The organism is Terriglobia bacterium (genome assembly GCA_020073085.1).
GTDB lineage: Bacteria > Acidobacteriota > Terriglobia > JAIQFV01 > JAIQFV01 > JAIQFV01.
The window spans coordinates 1-17,543 of record JAIQFV010000047.1 but is presented as its reverse complement, the minus strand read 5'-3'; the positions used below and the strand labels follow the sequence as shown (position 1 = coordinate 17,543).

The window sequence follows — 17,543 nt, the reverse complement described above, 5'->3', positions numbered from 1 at the left end:
CATTACCCTCCCGGGGGTTGAGCCCCGGAGGGGTGCCAGATAAATTGGAGAATCCGGTCCTTACCAATCGTGGGATTCGACAAGAATCTCGAACTCGCTAACCCCCAATCCCGTCGGGATGGCATATTTATAGAACCGAACGCCGCTCCATTACCCTCCCGGGGGTTGAGCCCCGGAGGGGTGCCAGATGAATTGCTGAATCCGGTCCTTACCAATCGTGGGATTCGACAAGAATCTCGAACTCGCTAACCCCCAATCCCGTCGGGATGGCATATTTATAGAACCGAACGCCGCCCCTTTACCCTCCTGGGGGTTGAGCCCCGGAGGGGTGCCAGATGAATTGCTGAATCCGGTCCTTACCAATCGTGGGATTCGGCAAGAATCTTGAACCCGCCAACGCCCAATCCCGTAGGGATGGCATTCGCCGCGGCGAATAGAACCGAACGCCGCCCCTTTACCCTCCCGGGGGTTGAGCCCCGGAGGGGTGCCAGATGAATTGCTGAATCCGGTCCCTCAGATCTTCACCGGTCTGAAACTGCAGAAATTCGGACGAGGGTGGCAATTACTGCGGGACTGTCGCAAATTAATTCTCTTGCTCGGTCTCCCGGATCGGTGGCCACGGTTCGCTTGGGAAGACCTCGATGGTGTTGAATCTCGCTTCGGCATTCGCAGGCAAGGAAGGGCGCTTGAGGCGTTGTCCGGATTGCAGCCGGGCCCAATATCCCCGGTCCAGGGACTGGAATTTGGTGACGCCAGGAAACCTTCCCAAGCCCCGCGTCGGAGAGGCTGAATTCCGCTGAGAGCTCGTGGATTACAGTAGTCCAGACTTTTTCGTAGAGTTCATCGCGGCTGATCTTGATCTTTGGAAGAGACACAGTACCCTCCGTGATGATATTTGAAGCCTTAAGTGAAATGCAGTTAGTGAATGAATTGGAGACAACAGGTTTGGTATCAGAGGTATTTGACGATACGAGTCTCTTCTTCACAGATAATTCGGCTAATCCCTCACTCCTAATTTTTTGTTCCTAATTATTTCCATCCGAGTATAATTGCCAAATGTTCGGCATTCGTGGTCTACTCATCGCCGGACGGTAGTCGTTTCCTGAATTTCCCCGGGGGAGAATTCCCCTAATTTCCATACTCGTAGCTCAGGCTGTTCCTCGGGAAGCATGTCTTCTTGTGTGACAAAAGCGGGCAATGGGGGGCTAACATAACAAAGCAGAATCATTGTTGTTGGTCTTTTCGGGGTCAGGCCATCAAACTCCCAATTGAATCCAGCGCAATTTCTGTTTCCTGCTATCCCCCCAGCGCTTGTGGCATGATCACCGTGACCGAGGCAATGGAGCCCACACCGACCAATGGCTGACCCATTCTTTGATCACCCCATCCTGAACTCCCCTTATGCCAGCCCTGCCCGGCATTGGGAGCTGGATGTGCACGGACAACCCACGCAAAAGATCCTCGAATTCCGTCGCCACGCCGAGTTCATTACTCCAATCCCGAAGCCGAAGAAGCGAAAGCATTCTGCCGCCCAAGAGGAACTTGTTTTTAATGAGGGCAAGGGACTTTCGACCAAGGCACAGCAATACGACCCCACTCCGATCATCAATGAAGTACGCAGTCATGTAGACACCTGGCGCTCTTTGCCCAGTCCCAACCAGTGGCAGGTCACGCCGGAGACGGTCCGACTTCTCCAGCATTGGCGGCATCACGCGTTCAGCGATATACGGCCGTTCTTCTGCCAGGTGGAAGCGATGGAGACCCTAATCTGGCTCACTGAGGTGGCGCCCCAGTCCAAGAGGGGCAAGTTTCTGCTTGAACATCTCGCTTCCGCAAATGCAGCCTACAACCCCGAGTTGATGCGTCTTGCTTTAAAGCTTGCCACCGGCACCGGCAAGACCACGGTAATGGCGATGATCATCGCTTGGCAGACGGTTAATGCTATGCGCCGATCGTCGAGCAAGCACTTCACGCGGGGCTTTCTCGTCTGCACCCCCGGCTTGACGATCAAGGACCGTTTGCGCGTCCTCCAGCCCAACGACCCCGACAGCTATTACGGTCGCCGGGAACTTGTCCCCAGCGACTTACTCGACAATTTGAAGGACGCAAAGATCGTTATCACCAACTATCACGCCTTCAAACCGCGCGAACGCATGGAGCTTTCCGCGGGCGGCCGCGCCTTGCTTCAAGGTCGTACTGGGGATGAGCTCAACACACAGGAGACCGAGGGGCAGATGGTTCAACGCGTGATGCCCGACTTAATGGGCATGAAGAACATCCTCGTCATCAACGACGAGGGACACCATTGTTATCGAGAAAAACCTGAGTCCGAATACGACGAGGATCTGAAAGGCGATGAAAAGAAAGAGGCCGAAAGAAACAACGAGGCCGCGCGCCTGTGGATTTCCGGCCTTGAAACCGTGAAGCGCAAACTGGGCGTCAGCCGCGTAATCGACCTCTCTGCAACGCCGTTCTTTCTTCGTGGCTCCGGCGAGGTCGAGGGCACGCTATTTCCATGGACGATGAGCGATTTTTCGCTCATGGATGCCATCGAGTGCGGCATCGTCAAACTGCCGCGCGTCCCCGTGGCAGAAAACATCCCGGGGGACGAAATGCCGATGTTCCGCAACCTCTGGGAAAACATCCGCAAGGATATGCCCAAGAAAGGGCGTCGCCAGGGTGGGGAGCTCGACCCGCTCAAGCTCCCTACGCGATTGCAGACGGCGCTCCAAGCCCTTTACGGCCACTACGAGAAGACCTTCCGCCTTTGGGAAGAAGGTGGCATGAAGGCCCCTCCGTGTTTCATTATTGTTTGCCAAAACACCGCAATCTCGAAACTTGTTTATGACTACGTTTCGGGATTCTTTCAAAAGAACGAGAACCGACTGCCGAAGTTGGTGAACGGACGCCTTGCATTGTTCCGCAATTTCGACGAGAACACCGGCAATCCGCTCCCTCGCCCGAACACGATCCTCATCGACAGCGAGCAGCTCGAAGCGGGCGATGTGCTTGACGACAACTTCCGTGCCATGGCCGCTGACGAGATTGAACGCTTTCGCCGTGAGATCGTGGAACGTACTGGCGATCCTCGCGCCGGCGATAACATCAGCGATCAGGAATTACTCCGCGAGGTCATGAATACGGTTGGAAAACCGGGCCAGCTTGGCGGCGCCATCCGGTGCGTGGTTTCCGTATCCATGCTCACAGAAGGATGGGACGCCAATACGGTCACTCACGTCCTCGGCGTTCGCGCCTTCGGCACCCAACTCCTGTGCGAGCAGGTCATTGGTCGCGCGCTGCGTCGGCAGTCTTACGAGCTCAATGAAGAAACGCTTTTCAATGTGGAATACGCCGATGTCTTCGGCATTCCATTCGACTTTACCGCCAAGCCGGTTGTTGCTCCACCCCAGCCGCCCCGAGAGACGGTTCAGGTCAAGGCCGTGCGGCCCGAGCGCGACGAGCTGGAAATACGATTTCCGCGCGTCGAAGGCTACCGCGTGGAACTGCCGGAGGAACGGTTGACAGCGGATTTCAATGAGGATTCCGTTCTTGTCCTCACACCCGACCTTGTTGGCCCTTCCATCACGCGGAATTCCGGCATCATCGGGAAGGGGGTGGACATGACCCTGGAGCACTTGGCCGACATGCGGCCCTCCAGCCTCGTTTTCCACGTCACCCAGCGGCTGCTGTACACGAAGTGGCGCGACCCCGGCGAGGAGCCTAAGCTCCACCTCTTCGGCCAGCTTAAGCGCATTACCAAACAATGGCTCGACACCTGCCTCGTCTGTAAAGGCGATACCTATCCGGCCCTCCTCATGTACCAGGAACTGGCCGACATGGCCTGCAACCGCATCACCGCAGCAATAACCCGCCAATTCCTCGGTGAGCGACCCATCAAGGCGTCGCTTGATCCCTACAATCCAACCGGATCCACCTCGTACATCCGGTTCAATACGTCGCGCGCCGACCGCTGGGACACGAGCGGCCCGCCGCCAAAGAACCATATCAACTGGGTCGTGCTCGACAGCGATTGGGAGGCCGAGTTCTGTCGCGTGGCCGAATCGCATCCCAAAGTACTTGCCTACACGAAGAACCACAGCCTCGGCCTGGAAGTGCCCTATCGGTACGGCTCCGAGACGCGGAAGTATCTGCCCGATTTCATCGTCGTCGTGGATGACGGCCACGGCCCTGACGACCCGCTGCACCTTGTGGTCGAGATCAAGGGCTATCGCCGCGAGGATGCGAAAGAAAAAAAATCGACGATGGAAACCTACTGGGTGCCCGGGGTGAATCATCTCGGCGCCTATGGCCGCTGGGCCTTCGCCGAGTTCACCGAGATGTATCAGATCGAGGCTGATTTCAAGGCAAAGGTTGAAAGCGAATTCAACAAGTTGATCGAGAAGGTTTCCCGGCCATGACAAGGACACTCTCGCACCCAGATTACCCCGCCTTTCTCGCGGCTCTGAAGCAGCGCATCCTTCATGCCCGCACAACTGCCGCTCGCGCTGTCAATCGCGCGCTGATCTTGCTTTACTGGGACATTGGCCGGGGTATCGTGGAGAAACAACAGGCAGCCGGCTGGGGCGAGTCAGTGATTGATCGACTTTCGTCCGATTTGCAGGACGCCTTTCCACTCGCAACCGGTTTTTCATCGCGCAATCTGCGGGATATGAAGCGGTTCTATCTTGCTTACTCAGATAAAGAGATTTGGCGACAGGCTGTCGGCAAATTGCCGACCAGTCTCTCACCGGACAGGACCTCAATTTGGCCACAAGCTGTGGCCAATTTGGAAGCGAGCGATGCCGCCGCTGAGTTTCTGCGGCAACTTGTCGCAGAAATTCCCTGGGGCCACCACCGGCTCATCCTTGACAAACTGATCGCGCCCGCCGCCCGCCTCTACTACCTCCGTGCCACGGCGCAGCTCGGTTGGTCCCGCAATGTCCTCTTAAACGATAAGGAGCGTGGTCCGGGGGACCAACCCTCCATTGGAATTATCCTTTGTGCCGAGAAGGACGACGTGGAGGTTGAATTCGCTCTCAAAACAAAAACCAATCCCATCGGTGTCGCCGAATACCAGCTCCAGTCCAGGCTCCCTGCCAGGTTCAAGGGCCGCCTGCCCACTGCCAGACAACTGGAGGATGCCGTTCGCGATGTCATGCCTCCGGAGAAATAGTTATGGCCAAGAAATCCACCACCAAGACCATCGAAACCCTCAAGCACGACAAAGACAAGCGGAAAAACATCCCCACCGCGGAATTTCAGTCCGTGCTTGAAAAGGAGCAGCAGAGCCCGAAGATGGTCCACTACCCGCGCAACACCGACCTCGATCCCCAGTTCGTCTGGCGCGGCAAGGATGAGCAGGACTGGAGCGACCTCGTCGTCCACGCGCCGCCTCTTTACATTCAGGAGAAAGTACAGCCCAAGGTGCTCGTTGACGATCTCCTGCGTCAAACAAAAGAGAGCAGGGCTCAAGAGTCCGGCCACCAAACCGACCTCTTTGCCGACTTCAACGGTATCCCCGAAGGCGTGGACAAAACTGAGTTCTATCAGCACGACCAGAATTGGTCGAACCGCATGATCCTCGGCGACTCCCTCCAAGTCATGGCCAGCCTTGCCGAGCGTGAGGGCCTGCGCGGGATGGTGCAATGCATTTACTTCGATCCGCCCTACGGCATCAAGTTCAACAGCAACTTCCAGTGGTCCACCACCAGCCGCGACGTGAAAGACGGTAACGCCGACCACATCACGCGCGAGCCGGAGCAGGTCAAAGCCTTCCGCGACACCTGGCGCGATGGCATCCACAGCTACCTTACTTACCTTCGTGATCGCCTCACCGTCGCCCGCGATCTCCTCACCGATTCCGGCTCTATCTTCATGCAAACCGGCGATGAAAACGTCCATCGCGTCCGAGCGGTGATGGATGAGGTGTTTGGGGAGAGTAATTTCATCAGCCAAATTACGGTTCGCAAGACGACCAGCGAGGGGAATACCTTGCTCGGAGCCACTTGTGATTTCGTTCTCTGGTTTGCTAAACGCAAAGACCAAACCAAGGCGCGCACCTTATATTCAGGTCGAAGTGAGGATTCAGAAGGGCGTTACACTTCAGAGTATTTAGACGGATCTCTCTACCGTTTGGATAACATGACAAGCTCACGGCCAGCAGGCGAAGGAGACGTGACAAAGTTCCGATGGTTTGATCAGGAATTCACTCCAGGGAAGGGCACGTTCAAGACAAAAGAAACGGGGCTGATTCGCCTGGGGAAAGCAGACCGATTTCAGGTAACAAAGAAGGGCAAGCTTAATTACCGAAGATCACAAAATGACTTCGGATATGGTGCGATGGGCAACCTATGGGCCGACATTAGTGGTGCGGTCCAAAGTCGATCCGATCCGAAGGTGTATGTTGTTCAAACTTCGACATCCATCATTGGGCGTTGTCTTCTTCTAGCTACCGACCCCGGCGACCTTGTGCTCGACCCGACCTGCGGTTCCGGCACCACCGCCACAGTCGCCGAACAATGGGGCCGCCGCTGGATCACGATTGACACTTCCCGCGTGGCACTGGCGCTTGCCCGTGCCCGCATCATGGGTGCCCGGTATCCATATTACGTTCTGGCCGATTCCCGCGACGGCCAGATAAAGGAAGCCGAAATCATGCGCATTGCGCCGAGTTCGCAGCCCGTGCATGGGAACGTCCGTCACGGCTTCGTATATGAACGCGTTCCGCACATCACGCTCAAGTCCATCGCCAATAACGCGGAGATCGATGTCATCTGGGACCATTGGCAAGGGAGGCTGGAGACGTTGCGCGAGTTGCTGAACAAGGCCCTCGGCACGAATTGGCAGGAATGGGAAATCCCGCGCGAATTGAGCGGTGTAGGCCGCGTGCCCCCACGCGGCGGCGGGACAACAACCAATTCCGGGGCCACGCCCGGTGAGGGCACCGAGCCTACAGCCGCAGTAAAGAAGTTGCATGCCGACTGGTGGGAGGCTCGCATCGCCCGACAAAAGGAGATCGACGCATCCATCGCCGCCAAGGCCGAGTTTGAATACCTCTACGACAAACCGTACACCGATAACAAGAAGGTCCGCGTGGCTGGTCCCTTCACCGTCGAGAGCCTCAGTCCTCACCGTGTGCTGGGTGTGGATGAGAACGACGAATTGATCGACAACCTTGCTGAGGCGAAACTCGGCTATGGTCAAAAGAAGGATTTCGCACAAATGATCCTGGAGAACCTCAAGATCGCTGGGGTGCAGCAGGCACACAAGGAAGATCGGATCACCTTCACGGGCCTTGTCCCTTGGCCCGGCGATCTGGTCTGCGCTGAAGGTCGTTACCTGGAAATCCAAACGGAAAAACGTGCCGCCATCTTAATCGGCCCAGAGTTCGGCACGGTCCAGCGCGTTGATCTTGTTGAGGCCGCTCGCGAGGCCGGTGATGCCGCGTTCGATGTACTGATCGCTTGCGCTTTCAATTACGAGGCGCACACGACAGAGTTTAACAAGCTGGGTGGCATCCCCGTCCTCAAGGCCCGCATGAACGCCGACCTGCACATGGCCGAAGACCTCAAGAGCACCGCCAAAGGTAATCTGTTCGTCATCTTCGGTGAGCCGGATATCACCCTGTCGACGGAGAAAGACGGCAAGCTGCGCGTGAAGGTCAACGGCGTGGACGTCTTCAAACCCCAAACTGGCGAAGTCATCAGCGACAGCGCCGACGGCATCGCCTGCTGGTTCGTCGACACCGACTACAACGAAGAAAGCTTCTTCGTCCGCCACGCTTATTTCTTGGGCGCCAACGACCCTTACAGCGCGCTCAAGACTACGCTCAAAGCGAGATCAATGAAGAAGCCTGGTCCACCTTGCACAGCGACACGTCAAGACCGTTCGAGAAACCCGAGAGCGGAAGGATTGCCGTAAAAGTAATCAACCACCTCGGTGATGAGGTAATGAAGGTGTTCAAGGTTTAAGCACTTAACAACTATGACAAAACAAACACACAGATCTTCTTTAGAACGCTCGGCCCAGAAATGGTGGCGGGAACAGTGTGACGATCCTATTTACCTACATCCATGGGGCGATATTGTTTGCGCGGATGCTCTCCGGGTTCTGAACTCCTTACGTGACGACTGTGCCGATATCGTCTTCTTAGATCCGCCTTTCAACCTTGGAAAGCAGTACGGCAAGAACGGCAGTTGCCACGATCGAAGGAAAGAATCTGAGTACATAGAGTACATGAGGAAGGTCATATCGCGCAGTGCTGAGATACTTAAGGATGGTGGAGCACTTTATCTCTACCATATCCCTAAGTGGGCCATATTATTAAGCCCATATTTAGAGCAGTACTTACACTTCAGACATTGGATAGCCATATCCATGAAGAATAGTTTTGTGCGCGGTAATCACCTTTACCCAGCTCACTATGCACTTCTGTACTATACAAAAGGCGACCCAGCAGTCTTTAACCGGCCCAAGGTTCCCAAGCCGATGTGTGCGAGGTGCAAGAGAGATCTCCGTGACTATGGTGGCTACAAACAATTTGTTGAAAATGGTATCAACCTTAGCGACATTTGGGACGACGTCAGCCCTGTCAGGCATCGAAACGCTAAGACCCGCGTTGCAAACGAACTCCCCCTGTTGATCCCACAACGCGTGATCACAATCAGCGGCGTGACAGGAGGTCTGATTGTGGATCCGTTTGCGGGATCAGGCAGCACGGTTCTGGCTGCTCTGTCAGCAGGAATGCGATTTGTCGCATCCGATTGCGAACGAGAATACTGCGAACTGATGTGTGCACGAGTTCAAGATTATGTCTTAAAGAAAGGGAAGAACTGATATGCCGCTTGCTAATGCTCATCCCAAGAAGCGCTTTTTCATCGAGATGTTCACGCGCGACATCCCATTACTGGACTGTGTGTTGGATCTTATCGACAATTGCGTTGACGGGTTGGCGCGGACTGGTCGTCTACAGATGCACACGATCTCAGATGACATCTTCGGAAAACAGTCGAACAGAGCGCCGCGTGAAGCAGATCGGCCACAGGTTCGAGTGGAGTTCGACGCGCAACGCTTCCGCATCAGCGATAACTGCGGTGGAATTGACTATAAATACGCGCTGGACGACGTTTTTAATTTCGGACACAGCAAGGCGCGGTCAAAAGAGTACTTGGGCGTCTACGGTGTGGGCATGAAGCGTGCGCTATTCAAAATGGGGAATAACTTTGAGATCGAATCTAGAACCGTTAATAACGGATTCAAGTGTATGCTGGATGTAGCGGAGTGGATGAAGAAAGACGCCAAGATGGAGGATTGGACCATTCCGCTAACAAAGGTCCCTGCTGCAAGAACACCGAAACAGGCGGGCACGGAGATAGTCGTATCGAACCTAAAGAAGGAGGTCGCTGAGCTTCTGTCTTCTCACAGCTTTGAAAGAGATCTGCCGACGGCCATTAGCCGCGTATATGCCTTCTTGGTTGGCAAGCATCTCAGAATCTCGATTAACAACATGGATGTAAAGCCATTCAGCATTCCCGTTGGCAAACCCCGTAAAGGACAGACGGCATACGAGGAATTCAAACAGGACGGCGTGAAGGTTCGTATATTTGCTACTCTCACCAGTGTCAGTACCGAAAGACCGACGAAAGAGAACTCTGGATGGTACGTCGCGTGCAACGGACGCGTTATTCTCATGGCTGACACATCTGAACTCACGGGATGGGGTGTCAAACCCATGCCTATCTGGGTACCCAAGTTCACTGCGTTCATTGGGTTTGTGTTCTTCGAGTCGCAGAATGCACTGGAGCTTCCTTGGACTACGACAAAACGAGGCGTCAATAGGGAATCGGCAGTGTATAGGAAGGCGATCTCTCGGATGGCTGTCCTTGCGCGTCCGATTCTGAGCTTCTGTAACAGGAAGTATCCGAGCGATGAAGATCAAGAGCCCATCGAACGAGAGATCGCCAGGCAAATGAAGCCGACCACTCTCGCAAACCTCGTACGTAAAGCAGGTTCAGCCTTCGAGATCGAGGCACCGAAAGAGCAGAAAGTGAAAACAACTGTTCGAGTGCAGTACGACGCGAAGGTCTCAGACTTGGAAAAGGTCCGGAAGCACCTGCGGAAGCCTCGCATGGGAGCGTCGACAATCGGCGAGCATACCTTCGACTACTTTCTTCGTCAGGAGGGCCTGAAATGAGTCCCATCGGCAAGAGCCATGAGAAGGTTCACTATGAATTCAGACCTGCCAAGCAGGTGGAGCGAAGGATGCTCTTGCACGCGTTGCAAGAGCTTCGTGACCTTGGCTACTCAATCTCGAATTATGAATACACCGGGCTTGGATCAATCTACTTTGTGGATTTCGCCCTTTTTCACCGATACTTGGGTTTGACACGGATGACCAGCGTCGAAGGGGATAGGGATATCGAGAAACGCGTTGATTTCAACTGCCCGTACAAGTTGATCAACGTCGTGCATGACGACATGTCCGCGCAGATCTCTCGCCTGTCTTCTGAACGACGTCACATTCTCTGGCTTGATTTTGATTCAATTCTCACTGAGGATCTTCTGGACACCGTTCAGCTGGCCACTGCCCAGCTCAGCGTTCGATCCATTCTGCTGATCACGGTCGATGTTGAGCCACCGGGAAGGCCAGAGGATGGATTAACAAAGTGGAATCCAACAACATGGATGCGGCACTATAGGGAGGAGGCCGGGGCTCACTTCTGGCACGGCATCTCTAGGAGAGATTTTGCCCGAGATGCATTACCTAAGACGAATGCTCGTATCCTGCAGGCTGTTATCGACGAAGGTTTGCGGGAGCGCGACGCGACATTTATCGGAATGTTTTCGTTCCTGTACGCCGATGGACATCGGATGCTATCTGTGGGCGGCATGATTGGCGGAGAGGAAGATGAACGGCGAATCAGGTCGCTAAACAGGAAAGATCTCTTCTTCATGCGTGACAACATCACCGACGAGCCATTTTTGATCCGGGTACCACTGGTGACACGCAGGGAGAGGCACTACCTGGATCATAACATGCCGTGCCGCAAAAACTGGTCGCCATCTGCATTCGAAATGAAATCGGCCGACGTGAAGGACTATAGCGCAATCTACCGATACTACCCCGGTTACACGGAGATGCTCCTTTAACCGCAGATGCTTTGCATGTTGGCGTGTCCGAGGAAAGGTATGCATTGATGGACTTCAGGATCGCTGACACCTTCACCGACAGCCTTGGCCGCCTCACGGGTGATGAGCAGAAGGTCGTCAAGACGACGGCGTTCGACTTGCAGCTTAACCCAGCCAATCCCGGAATGCAGTTTCACAAGCTCGATAAAGCGAAGGACAAGTGTTTCTGGTCGGTAAGGGTGAGCGGTGACATCCGGCTGATTATTCACAGGACAGACGCGGGCCTCCTGCTCTGCTACGTTGATCATCACGACAAGGCGTATGAATGGGCGGAGCGGCGCAGGCTGGAAACGCATCCCAAAACCGGAGCGGCGCAGTTCGTCGAGATTCGCGAGACGGTAAAAGAGGTTGTTGTCCCGGTCTACGTGCAGAAGGAACTCCCCCCAGCGCCAAAACTGACCCCTGAAAAGAAGCCCATATTCGCTGGCGCGACCGACGACGAATTGCTCGGCTACGGCGTGCCTGGCGAATGGCTTGATGATGTCAAGAAGGCAACTGAGGACACGCTCCTGGCTTTGACCGACCACCTGCCCGCCGAGGCGTCGGAGGCGCTGCTGGAACTGGCTACTGGTGGAAAAGCTCGGGTGCCCCAGCCCGCTATGCCGGTGAATCCCTTTGATCATCCCGACGCCCAGCGGCGCTTCCGGGTGATGACGAATGTGGAGGAACTGCAGCGCGCCCTCGATTTTCCCTGGGAGAAGTGGACGGTCTTCCTGCACCCCGAGCAAAGGCAATGGGTGGAGTACAACTATACTGGGCCGGCGCGAGTCTCCGGCTCAGCGGGTACCGGAAAGACCATTGTTGCCTTGCACCGGGCGGCCCATCTAGCGCGCACATATCCCGATGCACGCGTCCTGTTGACGACTTTCTCCGACACGCTCGCCAATGCGCTGCAAACAAAATTGAAACGGCTGTTGTGTAGTGAGCCGCGTCTCGCAGAGCGGATTGATATTCATTCCCTCAACGCGCTCGGTCTTCGACTTTACAAGGCGCACGTCGGGCCGGCGAAGATTGCCACTCGTGAAGTCCTTCGCGAGCTGGTGCAGGAGGCCGCTAAGGCCGTAGGCGGCCATAAGTTCAGCCCGCATTTTCTCTTGACCGAATGGGAACAGGTCGTGGATGCGTGGCAGTTGGAAAACTGGGAGGCGTATCGCGATGTCGTGCGCCTCGGCCGCAAGACACGGCTCCCGGAAGCACAGCGTAAAATGTTATGGTCCATCTTCGAGCGTGTTCGCTCCGGGATGAAAGCCCGCAAGCTGATCACTCGGGCAGAACTCTTCAGCTCATTGGCGGTCGCCCTTTCGAAGAACAAGAAGGTGGTCTTCGACTACGCGGTCGTGGATGAGGCGCAGGATATCAGCGTCTCCCATATACAGTTCTTTGCCGCCCTGGGTGGGGGTCGACCCAACGCTCTATTCTTCGCGGGCGACCTGGGCCAGCGCATCTTTCAACAGCCCTTCTCTTGGAAATCCCTCGGTGTGGACATACGGGGTCGGTCCCGCAACTTGCGGGTCAATTACCGCACCTCCCATCAAATCCGCACGCAGGCGGATCACCTGCTGGATCCAGTCGTGACCGACGTGGATGGTAACAGTGAGGACCGGAGTGATACGGTTTCAGTGTTCAACGGTCCTCCGCCGACCATTCGCTCCCTCAAAAACGATAGCGAGGAGATCAAGACGGTCGGCAATTGGATTGTGGAACGGGCCAAGGAAGGTGTACTGCCACATGAGTTTGGCGTGTTTGTCCGATCTGCAGCGCAACTGGACCGAGCGCGCGCTGCCGTCAAGGAAGCCTCGATGCCTTTCAAGATTCTCGATGAACATGTCGAAACCACCAGCGGCCACGTCTCGATCAGCACCATGCACCTCGCCAAGGGCTTGGAGTTTCGCGCCGTGGTCGTGATGGCCTGCGATGACGAGGTAATTCCCTTGCAGGAACGTATCGAGACGGTCGGCGACGACGCCGATCTGCAGGAGGTTTATGACACTGAGCGCCACTTGCTCTACGTCGCCTGTACCCGGGCAAGAGACCACCTGCTTGTCACGAGTGTCGATCCGGGCTCGGAGTTTCTCGATGATATGCGGGTTTGACGAATCCAGCGACTTCCGGGGTTCGTGGGAGCCCCCAGCACTGAAGGCTCCACAGTGCCTTGCACTTAGATGCGGTCAGGCGTATGTTCCCGTTCGACCGGACCATGAGAACTGAAATTCAGCTAATGAAGGAGGCGGAGATAAATGCCGCAACGCGAGCCGATTGATCCTGGCAAGTACTACTTTTCTACACTTATGAATGATATCGAGAATGGCCGTGTTAGATTGCCGCCATTCCAACGAGAGTTCGTGTGGAGCCCCTCAAAGGTCATCGACCTTGTGGACAGCATATATAAGGGCTACCCGATTGGCAGTTTCTTCTATTGGAAAGCCAGCCGTGAATATGTAACCTTATTTCGTGACATTAGGAGCCTTTCACTCCCTCCACCATCCCCAGATCAGGAACTCTTCTTTATCCTAGATGGTCAGCAACGCGTGACTTCCATCTGGGCAACGTTCAAAGGTACGATCATCAATAATAATGACTATGCGCGTATCTGTCTCGACATCGACGGAGCGGCCAAATACGAAAACGGTGATCCCGAAGAGCGCCGGCTGATTCGAGTCTTTGACGAGATTGACCCAGACAATTTGAGATATGTTTCGCTCCGTGACATTTTGTGCGACAACACGCGAATCTATGATGACATTCGAGACCAGCTGCCCCGCGAAAAAAAGGACACAGTATCACTAGCTCGCGAGCGCTTTAGAACCTATCCCTTTTCTGTAGTCAGGGTCTTCGATTTGGAATTGGAGGATGCAGTCGATGTCTTCCAACGAATTAACCAGGGCGGAAAACGCCTTACGCGGTTCGAGCTTGTTGCCGCCAACTGTTGGTCCGAAGCATTCGATTTGGCTACCTCGGTCAGGGACTTCAATAAGCGCATCGAAGAACGTACTGACTTCGGAAGAGTAGAGCCGATCACGTTCATACAGGCGATGTCGCTTGTAGCCTTTGGCCAATGCAAGACAGAGCACGAGCTTAAGCTCACGAGCGGGAAGGTGCAGGAACTCTGGCCCCTCGTTTCGAAGGCGCTCGGTGACGCAATCGACTGGATGCGCGATAACTATGGGGTCATCAGACGGGCTATGATCCCTTACGATGCGATGTTGGCAGTTCTCGCTTGCTATTTTTCAGAGCACGGAACAAATGTCCCAATTGAACATAAGACATGGATCGATAGATGGTTTTGGCGGTCTGCGTTCTCAGAAAGATATGCGAAGTCTCAAACTTCACAGATGGCCAACGATACTAAGGGCTTCCGAGACCTCATTGGCGGCAAACTAGATCTGCCCAACTATCCGTTAACGGTCAATAAGGACGAAATCCGGAGGATGAGAATGAACCGCACTTCCGGAGCGGCCCGAAATGCGATTTTGTGCCTTTTCGCTCAAGCCAAGCCAAAACACCTTGTTACGGGGACAGACATATCTCTTGCCAAAGACCACTTCAGCGAAATTAAGGACCCGAATGCTCACCACATTTTTCCAAAGAATTTCCTCAGGAAGGGGCTTAAGCGCAAAGTCGAAGAGGTTCATCTCCTGCCAAACTTCTGTTTTCTGCCGGCGGACTTAAACAATAAGATCAAAGACCGACCGCCCTCTGAGTACTTTGCGGACTTCAGGGATACCAATGGCGAAAGCCCAATCTTCGAAACGGCATTACGTTCACACCTAATTCCGTGCGGTCCTGATTCACCTATCTGGGATGACGATTACGATGCGTTCCTCCAGCAAAGAACCGAACTGATTTGGGCTGAAATCCTGAAGGCTGTCGGCGAGGGAGATATTTATGACTCTGGCGCTCCAGTGCCTCGTGACCTGGCGCGTCTTGCTGTTGACGAAATCGAAGTCAAGCTCCGTCGAGTCGTGCACGAGATTCTCTTTTGTCAACTTGGAGCAGACTATTGGAAGAGCGCAGTGCCAGGCGATGTGCAAAACACTGTCAAGGAGCGAATTAACGAGCGTAATCGTTCCAAAGTAATCACTCGGATCGATGATCCTCTCATTCGTCTCCAGTATGCTGACATTATGGACTACCATAAAATCATCGATAAGAACTGGGAGCTGTTCACAGATCGATTCGGCAGCCGCGAGGACTTGAAATCCCACTTTCTGGCACTAAAGAATTATCGAAACCCTTTGGGCCATGCACGTGACATGGATCCTATTGACCAGAAGAGAGGAGAGGCCGCGATTCTTTGGTTCAGAAAAACCCTAGCGGCTCCTGTGTCTCCTGGTATGACATAACAACATGACGATTTGGAGGATGCGCAAACTCCTCCCAATCCAGCAGGCCAGTTTGTGGCCGAAGACTCTTGGTGGCATCCTTCGAAAAACAGATTGGCGTCGCATCTCCAAAATCTATTTTGCCGAAAAACTCCCTGTTCTAATCGGGGTCAGTTTATCGGCTCATTCTTGGGTTTTCGGCGGGGGTGCCTCCATTCGGAGCAAATCCAATTCTGCGCGCTGGAGCAGTCCCCAATTTCTTCAACAAGAAAGGGGTAACAGTAGCCAGGACCCAGTTTGACGCCTCCATTTGCAGCACGCTTAAATGCCCTGTCGGCAGTGTTAGGTTCCAACGACTGCACATTTATGGTCACAATTCTCCATATATCAGACCCGCACGCACAAAGTGAGACGATGAGACGGCTCGAAGCGCTTGCCATTTCTCAGGAACACACAGACGTCATTGCTCTGACTGGTGATTGTGCGTCCGGTATGACAACCCAAGTACCCGCAACATGGAACGATTGGCCCCAGAAGTTGAAATTGTCAGTTCCAGGGAATCATGATCGCAATGAGACATTTAACCTGCTGTACCAGTGGACCCACAAGACACCGTGGGTCCAGCAACTTGGCGACTTGACATTTATTGGATTAAATACCTCGAAGGACTGCCTTGAAATCAAAGAGCAGTTGGATGGCTTAGATCTATCTTGTAAGGCGGCAGGATCAGCCGTCGTGATTCTTTCACATAGATGGCCCGACGAGACCGATTCCAGACGGCTTGGGGGTGCCATAAGGAAGCTAGCAAGTCATCACCCAGTCTTGGTCCTCCACGGTCACGATCATCCGGAACACTTTAGCGGCTCGCTATGGGATAGAACGGCTCGCCTTGGAGAGCTTAACTTCTTTCGTTCAAAGGTCTGCAGTTCAGTAAGCCAGAAGAGAGCGATCGCGAATCTCATCACTTGGGATAAAATAATGGGGTCGGACCAAGCTAACTTCTCTTTACAAAGAAGATACCTTGCATAAGATGGCCTTTTTCACGCTTAGACCTCCCTTTTCAGCCTCAGTATTGACCCCGTAGACCGATTCGTCCCATCGCGACTGGCAATCCGCCAAGTCGGACATCAGATGATGTTCACCGCGGCGGCGCGAAGGTTTTAGGGGATAGGGGAGACCAGTTCCAAGTTCCAAGTTCAAAGTTCCAAGTCGAAGAACGGAAATCCAGGACTTTCAGGTGAGGTGCCGACATTCGACAATTGTTTCATCCACAGATTTCGAGGATGACGCAGAATAAAAAGAAGTTCAAAGTCCAAGGTCCAACCCGCCACGGCGGCCAGGAGTTCCAAGTCGAAGAACGGAAATCACGGACCAATGCGCCACGGCGGCCAGGGGTTCAAAGTTGGAATACAAGACTCGAATTTCGATGTGCTACCGTGTCAATGGGGGTCGTATCTTTGAATCTGCATTTCAACGGAATGAATTGATTTTGGCCGAGTGATCTCCCTGATGTACGATTTTCGATGGCAGGCCTTGACAAGTGTTGTCATATATGACAACATCCCTCTTTGAGCACTATGAGCCGGGCGGCGACAAATGATTCGGAAAACACGGCCCGTTTCGTGGATCAGGGCTAAAAAAGGGGACAGACACCTCTTTTCAAGCAATATTCAAATTTCTATGAGAACAGGTGTCTGTCCCCTTTTTTCGACGGCCTTGACGATTGCTGCCGAAGGCGCAAAGGCCGACATTGCGAAGCCGATGCACGGCCTGGGCTCAGGCGTGTTCGAGATTGCACTGCCGTTCCACGGCGATGCGTTCCGCGTGGTCTACGCCGTGCAGCTCGCTGACGAAATCTGGGTGGTCCATGCGTTCCAGAAGAAATCGACGCAGGCCTGATCAGCGACAATTACATTGACCGGCAACGACAATTACATTGACCGGGTCCCGAAGCTCGGAAGTTGGTAATCTGACGGCCTTTAAGTGCAAGGAGGGCCGGTGATTACCACAGACGAGCAGGTGAGGAGACTCATG

The 17,543-nt window shown here is 54.3% G+C and carries 9 protein-coding genes and 1 pseudogene; all 10 read left to right on the top strand.

The window, feature by feature from the left end; translation table 11 throughout:
* The first annotated feature begins 1,358 nt into the window (after positions 1 to 1,358).
* The 10 genes and pseudogenes from LAO21_22350 (at position 1,359) to LAO21_22305 (ending at position 17,408) form a co-directional block, all read left to right on the top strand.
* A complete protein-coding gene (locus LAO21_22350) occupies positions 1,359 to 4,418 on the top strand; it encodes a DEAD/DEAH box helicase family protein (GenBank protein MBZ5555459.1) in 3,060 nt (1,019 codons plus the stop codon).
* Positions 4,415 to 5,173, top strand: coding sequence for a PDDEXK nuclease domain-containing protein (locus tag LAO21_22345; GenBank protein ID MBZ5555458.1), 759 nt, complete (start codon positions 4,415 to 4,417; stop codon positions 5,171 to 5,173). Before LAO21_22350 ends, LAO21_22345 begins: the two co-directional genes overlap by 4 nt.
* A gap of 2 nt (positions 5,174 to 5,175) precedes the next feature.
* A pseudogene (locus LAO21_22340) lies at positions 5,176 to 7,970 on the top strand (site-specific DNA-methyltransferase).
* A gap of 13 nt (positions 7,971 to 7,983) precedes the next feature.
* Complete coding sequence (locus tag LAO21_22335) at positions 7,984 to 8,835, top strand: site-specific DNA-methyltransferase (protein ID MBZ5555457.1); 852 nt, start codon at positions 7,984 to 7,986, stop codon at positions 8,833 to 8,835.
* 1 nt (position 8,836) lies between these two features.
* Positions 8,837 to 10,192, top strand: a complete 1,356-nt coding sequence (locus tag LAO21_22330; GenBank protein MBZ5555456.1) for an ATP-binding protein — start codon at positions 8,837 to 8,839, stop codon at positions 10,190 to 10,192.
* Complete coding sequence (locus tag LAO21_22325; protein ID MBZ5555455.1) at positions 10,189 to 11,148, top strand: hypothetical protein; 960 nt, start codon at positions 10,189 to 10,191, stop codon at positions 11,146 to 11,148. Before LAO21_22330 ends, LAO21_22325 begins: the two co-directional genes overlap by 4 nt.
* Before the next feature lie 47 nt (positions 11,149 to 11,195).
* On the top strand, positions 11,196 to 13,280 hold the full coding sequence (locus LAO21_22320; GenBank protein MBZ5555454.1) for a UvrD-helicase domain-containing protein: 2,085 nt from the start codon (positions 11,196 to 11,198) through the stop codon (positions 13,278 to 13,280).
* Between the two features lie 144 nt (positions 13,281 to 13,424).
* Complete coding sequence (locus tag LAO21_22315) at positions 13,425 to 15,530, top strand: DUF262 domain-containing protein (protein MBZ5555453.1); 2,106 nt, start codon at positions 13,425 to 13,427, stop codon at positions 15,528 to 15,530.
* A 276-nt stretch (positions 15,531 to 15,806) separates the two neighbouring features.
* On the top strand, positions 15,807 to 16,538 hold the full coding sequence (locus LAO21_22310) for a metallophosphoesterase (GenBank protein ID MBZ5555452.1): 732 nt from the start codon (positions 15,807 to 15,809) through the stop codon (positions 16,536 to 16,538).
* Positions 16,539 to 17,105: 567 nt separating this feature from the next.
* Entirely contained in the window at positions 17,106 to 17,408 is a 303-nt protein-coding gene (locus LAO21_22305) for a type II toxin-antitoxin system RelE/ParE family toxin (protein ID MBZ5555451.1), read from the top strand.
* Positions 17,409 to 17,543 lie beyond the last annotated feature (135 nt).